Consider the following 13,773-nt stretch of genomic DNA (forward strand, 5'->3'; position numbering starts at 1 on the left):
CACTCTCTTTAATCACGCCACCAGCAAGGAGACGAACGCTAAAAATGCAAAACCAAAACCAGCCCAGGTAATGCGTGACGTTTCGACAAAACGCAGGCGCGCCATGCTGTTTTCAAACAGGGCAATCACCAGCACGCCGATAAGCAGCTTGAGCGCAGCCACCACAACGGCCAGCAGCAGGCCGCCCGCAGAGAAGTGCGTCATCTGCCCCCACGGGAAGAAAACGCCGACGAACATCTGCAACACCACCAGCTGCTTGAGGCTGATGCCCCACTTCAGCACCGCAAAGCCGTAGCCGCTGTACTCGGTGAGTGGCCCCTCCTGCAATTCCTGCTCCGCTTCCGCGAGATCGAACGGCAGCTTGCCCATCTCGATAAAGGTGGCGAACGCGCAGGCGCAGAGCGCCAGCACCAGCGGGAGCGAACGTGAAACCGGCCAGTGGTAAACGGTGTCGGTGATGAAACTGATGTGGGTCGAGCCAGCAACCTGCGCGGCGACCCACAGCCCCAGCAGCAGAATTGGCTCAACCAGCACGCCGAGCATCGCCTCACGACTGGCGCCGATACCCGTAAACGGGCTGCCGGTGTCCAGGCCCGCAATCGCAAAGAAGAAACGCGCGATGGCGAAGAGGTAGATCAGCGTAATCAGATCGCCAAGCACGGGCAGCGGCGAGCCCACTGTCACTACCGGCAGCGCGGTGGCGATGGTCAGCATCACGCCGACCATCACGAACGGCGTCAGGCGGAACACCCAACCTGCGGCATCCGGAGCGACGCTCTGACGGGAGAGCAGCTTGAAGAGATCGCGGTACTCCTGGAGCACGCCAGGCCCGCGACGGTTGTGTAGCCGGGCGCGCGCCACGCGCGTGATGCCCGACAGCAGCGGCGCGGCGGCAAACAGCACCAGCGCCTGAAGAATTGCCAGTAACAAACTCATGTCAGGCTCCTCGTGAAATGACAATCACCACCAGCACCGCCAGCTCGATCAGCGCCAGGCGACGGAACAGCACGGGCACGGCGGCACTCTGCCAGCCCGGCATCCAGCCCACCGGGTTCAGCCAGTGGCGCAGCTTCAGCACGGCGGCGAAGTTCTCCTTCACCGGCATGGCGAAACCGTGGGCGGTGATGACCATCGACTGCTCGTGTTCGTAGCCGCAGGCCCACGCCGCGCCGCGCGAGCGGGAGGCGAGACGGTCGCGTCTGAAGAACAGCATCAGCACGAACGGCAGGAGCGGCGCGGCAATCAGCAGCAGCGCCATCATCGGCTGGGACACGACGGTATGCGCCGTAGCCAGCGGCAGCGGAATGGCATGGCCCAGAAGCGGCAGCAGCCACGGCGCGGCAACCCCACCTGCGATACAGCACAGCGCCAGCGCGACCACGCTGGTGGCCATCAGCACCGGGGCGCAACAGGCGTTTTCCGCTTCGCGGGTGCGCGGCGCGCCCAGGAAGGTGACGCCGTAAACCTTCGCCATACACATCACCGCCAGCGCCCCGGTAATCGCCAGCCCAACCGCCAGCAGCGGGCCGAGCAGCCGCGCGATAAACGCGTCGCTCTGGCCGAGCGCGAAGAAGGATTGATAGATTACCCACTCCCCGGCAAAGCCGTTCAGCGGCGGAAGCGCGGCCATCGCCATCAGCCCGACCAGCATCGCCAGCGAAATGACGGGCATTTTTTTGCCAATCCCGCCGAGCTTTTCAATATCGCGGTGCCCGGTGCGAAACCAGACGCTGCCCGCCCCGAGGAACAGGGTGCTTTTAAACAGGCTGTGGTTGATAAGGTGATACAGACCGCCAATAAACCCGGCGGCAATCAGCGCCGGCTGGTTGAGCGCCAGCCCGCTGACACCCGCGCCCATGCCGAGCAGGATGATGCCGATATTCTCCAGAGTGTGGTACGCCAGCAGGCGCTGGATGTTATGCTCCATCAGGGCGTACAGCCCGCCGACAAATGCGGTGATCATCCCCGCAATCAGCAGCGCCACGCCCCACCACAGCGGCGGCTGGCCGCCCGTCAGGGTTATCGTCAGGATGCCGAACAGACCGACCTTCATCACCACGGTGGAGAACAGCGCGGCAGCCGGGGCCGAGGCATTGGCATGCGCCTGCGGCACCCAGCCGTGCAGCGGGATAATCCCGGCCAGCAGGCCAAAACCGACTACGCCCAACAGCCAGACGTCATTCCCCAGCGGCTGGCCGTTAAGCACGGCAAAGTCCAGCGTGCCGAAACGCTGCCACACCAGCCAGCAGGCCAGCGCCAGCAGCAGCGTGCCGAGTCGTCCGAGCGCAAACCACAGCTTGCCGGAGGCGCTGCATCCGGTCAGGAACACGCCGCACAGGGCCATGATTTCAGCCATCACCACCAGCGCGCCGAGGTTGCTGGCGACAACAGTGCAGACCGCGGCGGCCATCAACAGGTTGACCAGCAGGCCGTTGGCGTTGGTATGCTGATGGCGGTGCCAGTCGATATTAAACAGGCTGATAAACAGCCCACACAGACCAAAGGTGACCAGCCAGATGGCATTTAGCGGCGTAAGCTCAACGGCGTGGTGAATCAGCGGGATGAGGATGTCGACGGATTGGCCGTCGATCAGGACAGCGCCGCCCGCCGCCAGCGTCATCAGGCTGCCGACCGCCCCGCCGATACCGGCGATCCAGCCGCTCAGCGTTTTATGGAAGGAGAGGAGCAGTGCCAGGACAGCGGCGGTGGCAAACCAGGCCACGCCGCTGGTCATCATAACTATCGCGTTCATTTCGCCCCCTCGTTAAGCGCCCGCAGCAGCGAAAGATCGCCGACGTCAGTATTGATGGTCAGCTCGCGCTTGCGTTTGCTGGTGCGGGCGATGTCGCGAATATTAACCAGAATTAACGCTTTGGTCGGACAGGTGCGCACGCAGGCCGGACCTTGTTCATCGAAGCTGCACAGGTCGCACTTCACCGCAACGGCACGAATGCCCGGCACCCAGTCGAGCAGCGTGCTCACGCGTGCCGGAGCCGGTGGCGCAGGCGGCGCTTTCGGGGTGTTGGCATTCGCCGGAATATGCAGCGGACGGCTGCCGGAAAACTCAATGGCACCGAACGGACAGGCGATGCCGCACAGCTTGCAGCTCACGCACAGGCTTTCGTTCAGCTGTACCGCGCCGTCAACGCGGGTGATGGCATTGACGGGACAGACGCCTGCGCATGGCGCGTCTTCACAGTGGTGACAGAGCTGCGGGGCAGACTCTTTCTCATTACGCATGACGCGCAGGCGCGGCATGGACTGTAGCCCGTGCAGGCGGTGCGTTTCCGAGCACGCCGCCTCACAGGTTCGACAGCCAATACAGACCGTCGAGTCAGCAATTACAAAACGGTTCACCGGGTCATCCTCTGGTGATGGTCATTTTTGACGAAAAAAAACTGTCTTATCGACACTTCTCGACACTCGCTCTTCAGGCCACGTTCGCGGAGGATTTTCCGTCGATCAGCTGTTTCAGGTTGATCGGCTGATCGTGCTCAACGGCAGCGTAGAGGCCGTTATAAACCGGCGCGATTTTCTCCAGATAGTGCTCCAGCACCTGCTGGCGATCGCGGGTGCTGACGTGACCGTCCACCATGCCGTCGGCCATCAGTTGGGCTTTCGCAATACACTGTTTTTCACCCTCTTTTGTCTCAACGTAATACTCAATGGTGTGGCTGTTGAAGCTCTCCGCCAGGGTGACAAAAATCGTGAAGTGACCAAACAACACAAAGCGCATATCCCCCTGCGCCGCGCAGCTCATGGCATGGTGCAGACGGGCTTTCGAGAGGGTGATCCCCTGAATCAGAGAGTTGCAGTAGAGGTGCCACTGGTCCTGAAGCTGCTGATGACGTTGCGCGATGTAATCCGCTTTTTCGCTAATTTCCCAAATAGTCATAAAAGGTATCCGGTTAATGGAGTTAGCGGCTGTTAAGCAGATTTCGTGCCAGTTTTTAATTTATTGATTTAAATGGCTTTTAAAGAGATGCGCACTGTCACCGCCGCGGTGTCGACGTGTCATTTCGACAGCGTTGACATCGTCACGCCGTAACGCAAATCAAGCTGGCACTGTTATTGCATTGAAGGGGCAATTCATTAAGGAGGCGTCATGCACGAAATCACCCTCTGCCAGCGGGCACTGGAACTTATCGAACAGCAGGCTGTGCAGAACCATGCGAAGCGCGTGACCGGCGTCTGGCTGAAGGTCGGGGCGTTTTCCTGCGTCGAGACCAGCGCCCTCACCTTCTGTTTTGAGCTGGTGTGCCGCGGCACGCTGGCGGAGGGTTGCGCACTGCATATCGAGGAGCAGCAGGCGGAGTGCTGGTGCGAGCAGTGTCAGCAGTACGTCACGCTGCTGTCATCGAAGGTACAGCGCTGTCCGCAGTGCCAGAGCAGCGGGCTGCGCATCGTGGCGGATGACGGTATGCAGATCCAACGCCTCGAAATCGAGAAGGAGTAATGTATGTGTAGTACCTGCGGTTGCGCTGAAGGCAACCTGTATATAGAAGGGGATGAACACCGTCCCCACTCCGCGTTTCGCTCCGCACCCTTTTCTCCTGCCCCGCGTCCCGCGGCGGCACTGACCGGCATCACCTTTGCGCCGCAGCGTTCAGACGCGGGCGACCTGCATTACGGCCACGGCGAAGCAGGCACCCACGCGCCGGGCATCAGCCAGCGCGAGATGCTGGAGGTGGAGATCAATGTGCTGGACAAAAATAACCAGCTCGCCGCTCGCAATCGCGCCCGCTTTGCCGCCCGTCAACAGCTGGTACTGAACCTGGTCTCCAGCCCCGGCTCCGGTAAAACCACCCTGCTGACCGAAACCCTCAAACGACTGAATAAACGAGTCTCCTGCGCCGTTATCGAAGGCGATCAGCAAACGGTAAACGACGCGGCGCGCATCCGCGAAACCGGTACGCCCGCGATTCAGGTCAACACCGGCAAGGGCTGCCACCTGGATGCGCAGATGATTGCCGACGCCGCCCCGCGCCTGCCGCTGGCGAACAACGGCATCCTGTTCATTGAAAACGTCGGCAACCTGGTCTGCCCGGCAAGCTTCGACCTCGGCGAGCGGCATAAAGTGGCGGTGCTCTCCGTGACCGAAGGGGAAGACAAGCCGCTGAAGTATCCACATATGTTTGCCGCCGCCTCCCTCATGCTGCTGAACAAAGTCGACCTGCTGCCGTACCTGAATTTCGACGTGGATAAGTGCCTGGCTTACGCCCGGGAAGTGAACCCGGACATTGAGATCCTGCTGGTTTCCGCCACGCGCGGCGACGGGATGGACGCCTGGCTGAACTGGCTGGAGAGCGAACGATGTGCATAGGCGTCCCCGGACAAATTCATTCGATCGACGGCAATCAGGCCAAAGTGGAGGTCTGCGGCATCCTGCGCGATGTCGATCTGACGCTGGTGGGCAGCCACGATGAGACCGGCGCATCGCGTCTCGGCCAGTGGGTGCTGGTCCACGTGGGGTTTGCCATGAGCGTGATTAATGAGGAAGAAGCCCGTGACACGCTGGACGCGCTACAGAATATGTTCGACGTTGAGCCGGACGTGGGTGCCCTGCTGTATGGTGAGGAACGATAACACATGCGTTACGTTGATGAATATCGCGCGCCTGAGCAGGTGTTGCAGCTTATCGATCGCCTGAAAACCCGCGCGTCCCTGCTGGACTACACGAAAGAAAAACCGCTGCGGATCATGGAGGTGTGCGGCGGACACACCCACGCCATCTTTAAATTTGGCCTCGACCAGCTGCTGCCGGAGAACATCGAATTTATCCACGGCCCCGGCTGCCCGGTGTGCGTGCTGCCGATGGGGCGCATCGACAGCTGTCTCGACATCGCCAGCCGCCCCGGTGTGATTTTTTGCACCTTTGGCGACGCCATGCGCGTACCGGGAAAAAATGGCTCGCTGCTCCAGGCGAAGGCGCGCGGCGCGGACGTGCGAATCGTCTACTCACCGATGGATGCCCTTACGCTGGCAGAGGCTAATCCTGAGCGTAAGGTGGTCTTTTTCGGGCTGGGTTTTGAAACCACCATGCCCGCCACCGCTATCACTCTCCAGCAGGCGAAAGCCCGCAACGTCACTAACTTTTACTTTTTCTGCCAGCACATCACGCTTATTCCCACGCTGCGTAGCCTGCTTGAAGCGCCGGACAACGGCATCGACGCCTTCCTGGCACCAGGACACGTCAGCATGGTGATCGGCACAGAAGCCTACGGTTTTATCGCTGAACAGTACAATCGTCCGTTAGTGGTGGCTGGTTTCGAGCCACTTGATCTACTGCAAGGCGTGACCATGCTGGTTGAGCAGAAAATAGCGGCCCTGAGTGTGGTGGAAAATCAGTATCGCCGCGTGGTGCCCGATGCAGGTAACAGACGGGCACAGCAGGCGATAGCCGACGTGTTTAGCGTCGAAGGCGACAGCGAGTGGCGCGGACTGGGGCTGATTGCCGAATCCGGCGTACACCTGACGCCCGCGTATCGCGCCTTCGACGCCGAAGCGCATTTCCGCCCGCAGCCGCAGAAGGTGTGCGACGATCCCCGCGCCCGCTGTGGCGACGTACTCACCGGCAAATGCAAACCTCATCACTGCCCGTTATTTGGCAACGCCTGTAACCCGCAAACCGCGTTTGGCGCGCTGATGGTCTCTTCCGAAGGGGCATGCGCCGCGTGGTATCACTATCGCAACCAGGAGTGTGAAGCATGAACACGGTGGAAATGGCGCACGGAAGCGGTGGACAGGCGATGCAGCAGTTGATTAACAGGCTGTTCATGGAAGCCTTTAACAACCCCTGGCTCGCCGAGCAGGAAGATCAGGCGCGTATTGACCTCGCGGCCCTGACCGCCCACGGCGACAGGCTGGCGTTCTCTACCGACAGCTACGTGATTGACCCGCTGTTCTTCCCGGGCGGCGATATCGGCAAGCTCGCCGTCTGCGGCACGGCAAACGACGTGGCCGTCAGCGGCGCGATCCCCCGCTACCTCTCCTGCGGGTTTATCCTCGAAGAAGGGTTACCCATGGAGACGCTCACGGCGGTGGTCAACAGCATGGCGCACACCGCCCGCGAGGCGGGGATCGCCATCGTGACCGGGGATACCAAGGTGGTGCAGCGCGGCGCGGCAGATAAGCTCTTCATTAACACCGCCGGAATGGGGGCGATCCCCGCCAACATTCACTGGGGCGCGCAGCAGCTTTGTGCAGGCGACGTGCTGATTGTCAGCGGCACGCTGGGCTGCCACGGGGCAACCATCCTGAACCTGCGCGAAGGCTTAGGGCTGGATGGCGAGCTGCACAGTGACTGCGCGGTACTCACGCCGCTGATCCAGACGCTGCGCGACATGCCGGGTGTAAAAGCCCTGCGCGACGCCACGCGAGGCGGCGTGAATGCCGTCGTACACGAATTTGCCGCAAGCAGCGGCTGTGGAATTGAACTGACCGAGCGCGGCCTGCCCGTTAAGCCTGCTGTACGCGGGCTGTGCGAGCTATTAGGGCTAGACCCGCTTAACTTTGCCAACGAAGGTAAGCTGGTGATCGGCGTGGAACGCACGGCGGCGGAAGCCGTACTTGAACAACTGCGCGCACATCCCTTAGGGAAAGACGCGGCCATCATCGGCGACGTGGTTGAGCGCAAAGGGGTGCGCCTGACCGGGCTTTACGGCGTGAAGCGCACGCTGGATCTGCCGCACGCTGAACCGTTACCCCGAATTTGCTAGACCGCGCCAAAAGCGGTCAGCGCTGAATGTCTCTTTTTTGCCAGTTTCTATTGGAAAGCAATAATGCCGTATACACCGATGAGCGATCTTGGACAGCAGGGCCTGTTTGACATCACGCGCACACTTTTACAACAGCCCGACCTCGGTGCGCTGAGCGATGCCCTGACGCGGCTGGTCAGGCAATCAGCGCTGGCGGACAGCGCCGCCATTGTGCTCTGGCATAGCGCAACCCACCGCGCGAGCTATTTCTCAACGCGTGATAACGGCAAAATCTTCGAATATGAAGATGAAACGTTTCTGGCCCACGGTCCGGTGCGACGTATTCTCTCCCGCCCGGAAGCGCTGCACTGCAATTTTGACCAATTTCGCCAGGCCTGGCCGAAGCTGGCAGAGAGCAACCTTTACCACCCGTTCGGCCACTACAGCATGCTGCCGCTGGCGGTGGAAGGGCAAATTTTTGGCGGCTGCGAGTTTATCCGTAATAACGACCAGCCCTGGACCGAGGCGGAGTACGAGCGGTTGCATACCTTCACGCAAATTGTGGCCGTCGTGGCAGAGCAGATCCAAAGCCGCGTCACCAATAACGTGGATTACGACCTGTTGAGCCGCGAGCGCGATAATTTCCGCATACTGGTCGCCATCACCAATGCCGTGCTGTCGCGTCTCGATATGGACGAACTGGTGAGCGAAGTCGCCAAAGAGATCCATCACTATTTCAGGATCGATGCCATCAGCATTGCGCTGCGCGGCAACCGTAAGGGCAAGCTGAACATCTACTCCACCCACTACCTCGACGAAGCTAACCCGGCGCACGAGCAAAGCGAAGTGGACGAAGCGGGAACCCTGTCTGAACGGGTATTTAAAAGCAAAGAGATCCTGCTGTTAAACCTCAGCGAGCAGGATCCGGTAGCGCCCTACGAGCGGATGCTGTTTAACACCTGGGGCAACAAGATCCAGACCCTGTGCCTGCTGCCGCTGATGTCCGGCAACACCATGCTCGGCGTGCTTAAACTGGCGCAGTGCGATGAAGCCGTATTTACCACCGCCAACCTGAAGCTGCTGCGCCAGATCGCCGAACGTATCTCCATTGCGCTGGATAACGCCCTCGCCTATCAGGAGATCCACCGTCTGAAAGAACGGCTGGTGGACGAAAACCTGGCGCTGACCGAGCAGCTCAACAATGTGGACAGCGAGTTTGGCGAAATCATTGGACGCAGCGATGCCATGTACAACATCCTCAAGCAGGTGGAGATGGTGGCGCAGAGCGACAGCACGGTGCTGATCCTCGGTGAAACCGGCACAGGGAAAGAGCTGATTGCCCGGGCGATCCACAACCTGAGCAACCGCAACAGCCGCCGGATGGTGAAGATGAACTGCGCGGCGATGCCTGCGGGCTTACTGGAAAGCGACCTGTTCGGCCACGAGCGCGGCGCGTTTACCGGCGCCAGCAGCCAGCGGCTGGGCCGTTTTGAACTGGCGGATAAAAGCTCATTGTTCCTCGACGAAGTGGGCGATATGCCGCTGGAGCTTCAGCCTAAGCTGCTGCGCGTTTTGCAGGAGCAGGAGTTCGAGCGCCTCGGTAGCAACAAGCTGATCCAGACCGACGTGCGTCTGATTGCCGCCACCAACCGCGATCTGAAAAAAATGGTCGCCGACCGCGAGTTTCGCAGCGATCTTTACTATCGTCTGAACGTCTTCCCGATCTGCCTGCCGCCGCTGCGCGAACGCCCGGAAGATATTCCGCTGCTGGTGAAAGCCTTTACCGCGAAGATTGCCCGCCGGATGGGGCGAAATATCGACAGTATTCCTGCCGAAACGCTACGCACCCTTTCGGCGATGGAGTGGCCGGGGAACGTGCGCGAGCTGGAAAACGTCATTGAGCGCGCGGTCCTGCTGACGCGCGGGAACGTGCTCCAGCTCTCCCTGCCAGAGGTTACTCTCTCTGAAACGACCGTGGCCGCAAGCGAGCTTGCGAAAGAGGGAGAAGATGAATATCAGCTCATTATGCGAGTGCTGAAGGAGACCAACGGCGTGGTAGCCGGACCGAAAGGTGCGGCGCAACGGCTGGGGCTGAAGCGTACCACCCTGCTCTCGCGTATGAAGCGTCTGGGAATCGATAAAGAGAGCCTGAAATAACCCGTCATTCCGGCGGCGAGCGTCAGCGGGTACATATCGCTCCCGCGCTGGCGCAGGGATATTTGGTGCTCTTTTTCTGTCTGCCTGCGCCGCGCCGTCGCCCTGAGCGTGATTTGTCGTCCACTGCGGCGCTGAGCCGGTTATTTTTTGGGCCGATACTTTTCCGGTAATTCAGGAACCGGACGACGATCGTCGATCAGATGTCGGATGGTCAGAATCGGATGACGCCATAACATACGTGGCCCTGCCCAGCGCATCACCTGCTTCATCTCTTCCCGTCGGGCGGGCTGATAACAGTGCACCGGGCACTGTTTGCAGGCAGGTTTTTCCTCACCAAATACGCATTTATCCAGCCGCTTATCGGCATAAGCCTTAAGCGCCGAATAGTGCCCCTCTTCCTTTATGGCGTGTGGACACCTGTTTTCGTACAGGGCGATCATTCTGGCGATCGTCTTTTTTTCTCGTGAAATACGTTTACCGGACATAACGTCGTCCTCAACAATAAAGTGTATTCATAATACCTTTTTATCCGCACATTTTCAGTTATTGCATTCCGTTTTCTGAAGCGTCCTTCCAGAATTACCCCTCCCCTCGCTGCGTTTTACTGGTATTTTATACAGGTGTAAATAACCGTATTCACCGGAGAGCTTATGCAACAGATCGCGATCGCCAAACCCTATCGGCACTTAAAAGTGGGTTACTTCAGAAAACGCCATGAAGACCGTAAAACGAAAATTCCAAAACGCTACAGCGTACACGCAGCGCTGAGCCTGAAAGGCGACTGGCTTGAACAAGCGGGATTTACCACCAACTCGCAGGTTCGGGTGGGCGTCGAGCACGGAAAAATCATCATTGAATTAATAGCGGAAGATGCCTCGTAAAGTCGTGACTTTTTTCTGCGCCGCACCTTTTTTTCATGCGACAATAGAAGGAACAATCGGCCATTGAGCCGCTCAAAGCGTAATATTTTCAAAGAAATGGATATCATAACTCCATGAGCACAATCGACAATTTCGACGCGCATACGCCAATGATGCAGCAGTACCTGAAGCTGAAGGCACAGCATCCGGAAATTCTGCTGTTTTACCGTATGGGCGATTTTTACGAGCTTTTTTATGACGATGCGAAACGTGCGTCTCAGCTGCTCGACATTTCTCTGACGAAACGTGGCGCGTCGGCAGGCGAGCCCATCCCGATGGCGGGTATCCCGCATCACGCGGTTGAAAACTATCTGGCGAAGCTGGTGAACCAGGGCGAGTCTGTCGCTATCTGCGAACAAATTGGCGACCCGGCCACGTCGAAAGGCCCCGTTGAGCGCAAGGTAGTACGCATCGTGACGCCGGGAACCATCAGCGATGAAGCCCTGCTTCAGGAGCGCCAGGATAACCTGCTGGCGGCGATCTGGCAGGACGGTAAAGGGTTTGGCTACGCCACGCTGGATATCAGCTCCGGTCGTTTTCGCCTGAGTGAACCGGCTGACCGTGAAACCATGGCGGCTGAACTACAGCGCACCAATCCGGCAGAACTGCTTTATGCAGAGGATTTCGCCGAGATGGCGCTGATTGAAGGTCGCCGCGGACTGCGTCGTCGTCCACTGTGGGAGTTCGAAATTGATACCGCGCGCCAGCAGTTGAACCTGCAATTTGGCACGCGCGATTTGATTGGCTTTGGTGTGGAAAATGCCCCGCGCGGGCTATGTGCCGCAGGCTGTCTGTTGCAGTACGTGAAGGATACGCAGCGTACCGCCCTGCCCCATATCCGTTCAATTACCATGGAGCGTCAGCAGGACAGCATCATCATGGATGCCGCCACGCGCCGCAACCTGGAGATCACGCAGAACCTCGCTGGCGGCATGGAAAATACGCTGGCGTCGGTTCTTGACAGCACGGTTACCCCCATGGGCAGCCGTATGCTCAAACGCTGGCTGCATATGCCGATCCGCAAAACCGAAACGCTGATTGGCCGTCAGCAAACCATTGCCGCATTGCAGGATCGTTACACCGAATTGCAGCCGGTGCTGCGTCAGGTGGGTGATCTTGAGCGTATCCTGGCGCGCCTGGCATTGCGTACCGCGCGTCCACGCGATCTCGCCCGTATGCGTCACGCTTTCCAGCAGTTGCCGGAACTGCGCGCTCAGCTGGGAGAGATCGACAGCGCGCCAGTGCAAAAGCTGCGCGAAACCATGGGCGAATTTACCGAGCTTCGCGAACTGCTGGAACGCGCCATCATTGATGCGCCGCCTGTTCTGGTGCGGGATGGCGGGGTTATTGCTCCGGGTTATAACGAAGAGCTGGACGAATGGCGTGCGCTGGCCGATGGCGCGACGGATTATCTGGATAAGCTGGAAATCCGCGAGCGTGAACGTCTGGGGCTCGACACCCTGAAAGTCGGCTACAACGCCGTACACGGTTACTATATCCAGATCAGTCGTGGGCAGAGCCACCTGGCACCGATTCACTACGTTCGCCGCCAGACGCTGAAAAATGCCGAGCGCTACATTATTCCCGAGCTGAAAGAGTACGAAGACAAAGTGCTCACGTCGAAAGGTAAAGCGCTGGCGCTGGAGAAACAGCTGTATGACGAGCTGTTCGACATCCTGATGCCGCATCTGGCTGACCTTCAAATGAGCGCCGCTGCGCTGGCCGAGCTGGATGTGCTGGTAAACCTGGCCGAGCGCGCCGAAACGCTGAACTACACCTGTCCAACCTTTACTGACAAACCCGGTATTCGCATTACCGAAGGTCGCCATCCGGTGGTTGAGCAGGTGCTGAACGAGCCGTTTATTGCCAACCCGTTGAACCTGTCACCGCAGCGAAGAATGCTGATCATTACCGGCCCCAATATGGGCGGTAAAAGTACCTATATGCGCCAGACAGCCCTTATCGCGCTGCTCGCCTACATCGGCAGCTACGTTCCGGCGCAGAAGGTTGAGATTGGCCCTGTCGACCGTATCTTCACCCGTGTGGGTGCGGCGGACGATCTGGCGAGCGGTCGCTCTACCTTTATGGTCGAGATGACCGAAACCGCCAACATTCTGCATAACGCGACAGAGAACAGTCTGGTGTTGATGGACGAAGTAGGACGCGGTACCTCCACCTATGACGGCCTGTCCCTGGCCTGGGCGTGCGCGGAAAGTCTGGCGAATAAAATCAAGGCGCTGACGCTGTTCGCGACGCACTATTTCGAACTGACACAGCTGCCAGAGAAAATGGAAGGTGTGGCTAACGTCCACCTTGATGCGCTTGAGCACGGCGACACCATCGCCTTTATGCACACGGTGCAGGACGGCGCGGCAAGCAAGAGCTATGGCCTGGCCGTCGCCGCGCTGGCGGGTGTGCCGAAAGAGGTGATTAAGCGCGCGCGTCAGAAATTGCGTGAGCTGGAAAGTTTGTCACCGAATGCGGCAGCTACGCAGATAGATGGTACGCAGATGTCACTGCTGGCGGTGCCGGAAGAGACCTCTCCGGCTGTGGAAGCGCTGGAAAATCTCGATCCGGATTCGCTGACGCCGCGTCAGGCGCTGGAGTGGATTTATCGGTTGAAGAGTCTGGTTTAGTTCTCTGCGGTCTTTTTTGCCGGGTGGCGGCTTCGCCTTACCCGGCCTACAAAACCCGTAGGCTCGGTAAGCGTAGCGCCACCGGGCAAAGGACCGCACGATATTATCGCCCGGTAAGCGCAGCACCTCCGGGCTTTTTATTACAGCAGCGGCGGGATCGTCGGCACCTGCGGTGCCTCATCAATATCCTTCTGCGTCATGCGGAACGCTTCCGGGTAATGCTCGCGGCTGGTACGGCGCAGCGGTTCGGTATCGCGCCAGGTATACAGACAGTGCTGACACTGGTATACCGTCCAGACACCTTTCACCGGTGATGTTGCCATCACCTCAATATGTTCATCGGCACAACGTGGACAAATCATT

The 13,773-nt window shown here is 59.2% G+C and carries 14 protein-coding genes; 8 read left to right on the plus strand and 6 right to left on the minus strand.

The features are described 5' to 3' along the window. Window positions 1-12: 12 nt before the first annotated feature. The 4 genes from CKK19_RS11480 to hycA all read right to left on the minus strand — a co-directional run bounded on the left by CKK19_RS11480 (window position 13) and on the right by hycA (window position 3,895). Window positions 13-936, minus strand: coding sequence for a respiratory chain complex I subunit 1 family protein (locus CKK19_RS11480; RefSeq protein ID WP_032625965.1), 924 nt, complete (start codon window positions 934-936; stop codon window positions 13-15). Window position 937: 1 nt separating this feature from the next. After that, window positions 938-2,752 (minus strand): formate hydrogenlyase subunit 3, encoded by a 1,815-nt coding sequence (gene hycC / locus CKK19_RS11485; RefSeq protein WP_063853176.1) that lies wholly within the window; start codon window positions 2,750-2,752, stop codon window positions 938-940. Then, complete coding sequence (locus CKK19_RS11490; RefSeq protein WP_022649166.1) at window positions 2,749-3,357, minus strand: 4Fe-4S dicluster domain-containing protein; 609 nt, start codon at window positions 3,355-3,357, stop codon at window positions 2,749-2,751. The genes hycC and CKK19_RS11490 overlap by 4 nt, the downstream gene beginning before the upstream one ends. Window positions 3,358-3,430: 73 nt before the next feature. Then, on the minus strand, window positions 3,431-3,895 hold the full coding sequence (hycA, locus tag CKK19_RS11495) for a formate hydrogenlyase regulator HycA (protein WP_022649167.1): 465 nt from the start codon (window positions 3,893-3,895) through the stop codon (window positions 3,431-3,433). Window positions 3,896-4,105: 210 nt separating this feature from the next. On the opposite strand from hycA, the gene hypA reads away from it, so the two are divergent. The 6 genes from hypA (at window position 4,106) to flhA (ending at window position 9,854) form a co-directional block, all read left to right on the plus strand. After that, complete coding sequence (gene hypA / locus CKK19_RS11500) at window positions 4,106-4,456, plus strand: hydrogenase maturation nickel metallochaperone HypA (protein WP_022649168.1); 351 nt, start codon at window positions 4,106-4,108, stop codon at window positions 4,454-4,456. Between the two features lie 3 nt (window positions 4,457-4,459). Next, window positions 4,460-5,323, plus strand: coding sequence for a hydrogenase nickel incorporation protein HypB (gene hypB, locus CKK19_RS11505; protein WP_023298470.1), 864 nt, complete (start codon window positions 4,460-4,462; stop codon window positions 5,321-5,323). Then, window positions 5,314-5,586 (plus strand): HypC/HybG/HupF family hydrogenase formation chaperone, encoded by a 273-nt coding sequence (locus tag CKK19_RS11510; protein WP_003862132.1) that lies wholly within the window; start codon window positions 5,314-5,316, stop codon window positions 5,584-5,586. Before hypB ends, CKK19_RS11510 begins: the two co-directional genes overlap by 10 nt. A 3-nt stretch (window positions 5,587-5,589) precedes the next feature. Further along, the gene (gene hypD / locus CKK19_RS11515) at window positions 5,590-6,711 is read left to right on the plus strand and encodes a hydrogenase formation protein HypD (RefSeq protein ID WP_045308749.1); all 1,122 of its coding nucleotides are present in this window, start codon (window positions 5,590-5,592) and stop codon (window positions 6,709-6,711) included. Next, window positions 6,708-7,718 (plus strand): hydrogenase expression/formation protein HypE, encoded by a 1,011-nt coding sequence (hypE, locus tag CKK19_RS11520; RefSeq protein WP_063853177.1) that lies wholly within the window; start codon window positions 6,708-6,710, stop codon window positions 7,716-7,718. Before hypD ends, hypE begins: the two co-directional genes overlap by 4 nt. A 63-nt stretch (window positions 7,719-7,781) precedes the next feature. After that, window positions 7,782-9,854, plus strand: a complete 2,073-nt coding sequence (flhA, locus tag CKK19_RS11525; RefSeq protein WP_023330179.1) for a formate hydrogenlyase transcriptional activator FlhA — start codon at window positions 7,782-7,784, stop codon at window positions 9,852-9,854. A gap of 140 nt (window positions 9,855-9,994) precedes the next feature. Here flhA and CKK19_RS11530 read toward each other — a convergent pair whose 3' ends face one another. Next, window positions 9,995-10,339 carry a nitrous oxide-stimulated promoter family protein gene (locus CKK19_RS11530; RefSeq protein ID WP_022649174.1) on the minus strand — a complete coding sequence of 115 codons (345 nt, stop codon included), beginning with the start codon at window positions 10,337-10,339 and terminating at the stop codon, window positions 9,995-9,997. Window positions 10,340-10,504: 165 nt separating this feature from the next. Here CKK19_RS11530 and CKK19_RS11535 point away from each other — a divergent pair, with 165 nt between their 5' ends. Both CKK19_RS11535 and mutS read left to right on the plus strand, forming a co-directional pair. Next, window positions 10,505-10,735, plus strand: a complete 231-nt coding sequence (locus tag CKK19_RS11535; RefSeq protein WP_022649175.1) for a SymE family type I addiction module toxin — start codon at window positions 10,505-10,507, stop codon at window positions 10,733-10,735. A 113-nt stretch (window positions 10,736-10,848) separates the two neighbouring features. Continuing rightward, window positions 10,849-13,410 (plus strand): DNA mismatch repair protein MutS, encoded by a 2,562-nt coding sequence (mutS, locus tag CKK19_RS11540; RefSeq protein WP_063853179.1) that lies wholly within the window; start codon window positions 10,849-10,851, stop codon window positions 13,408-13,410. A gap of 140 nt (window positions 13,411-13,550) precedes the next feature. Here mutS and CKK19_RS11545 read toward each other — a convergent pair whose 3' ends face one another. Beyond that, window positions 13,551-13,772, minus strand: a complete 222-nt coding sequence (locus CKK19_RS11545) for a non-oxidative hydroxyarylic acid decarboxylases subunit D (RefSeq protein WP_003862116.1) — start codon at window positions 13,770-13,772, stop codon at window positions 13,551-13,553. Window position 13,773 lies beyond the last annotated feature (1 nt).

The sequence above is a fragment of the Enterobacter sp. CCUG 70166 genome (assembly GCF_020224095.1).
GTDB classification, from domain to species: Bacteria; Pseudomonadota; Gammaproteobacteria; order Enterobacterales; family Enterobacteriaceae; genus Enterobacter; species Enterobacter intestinihominis.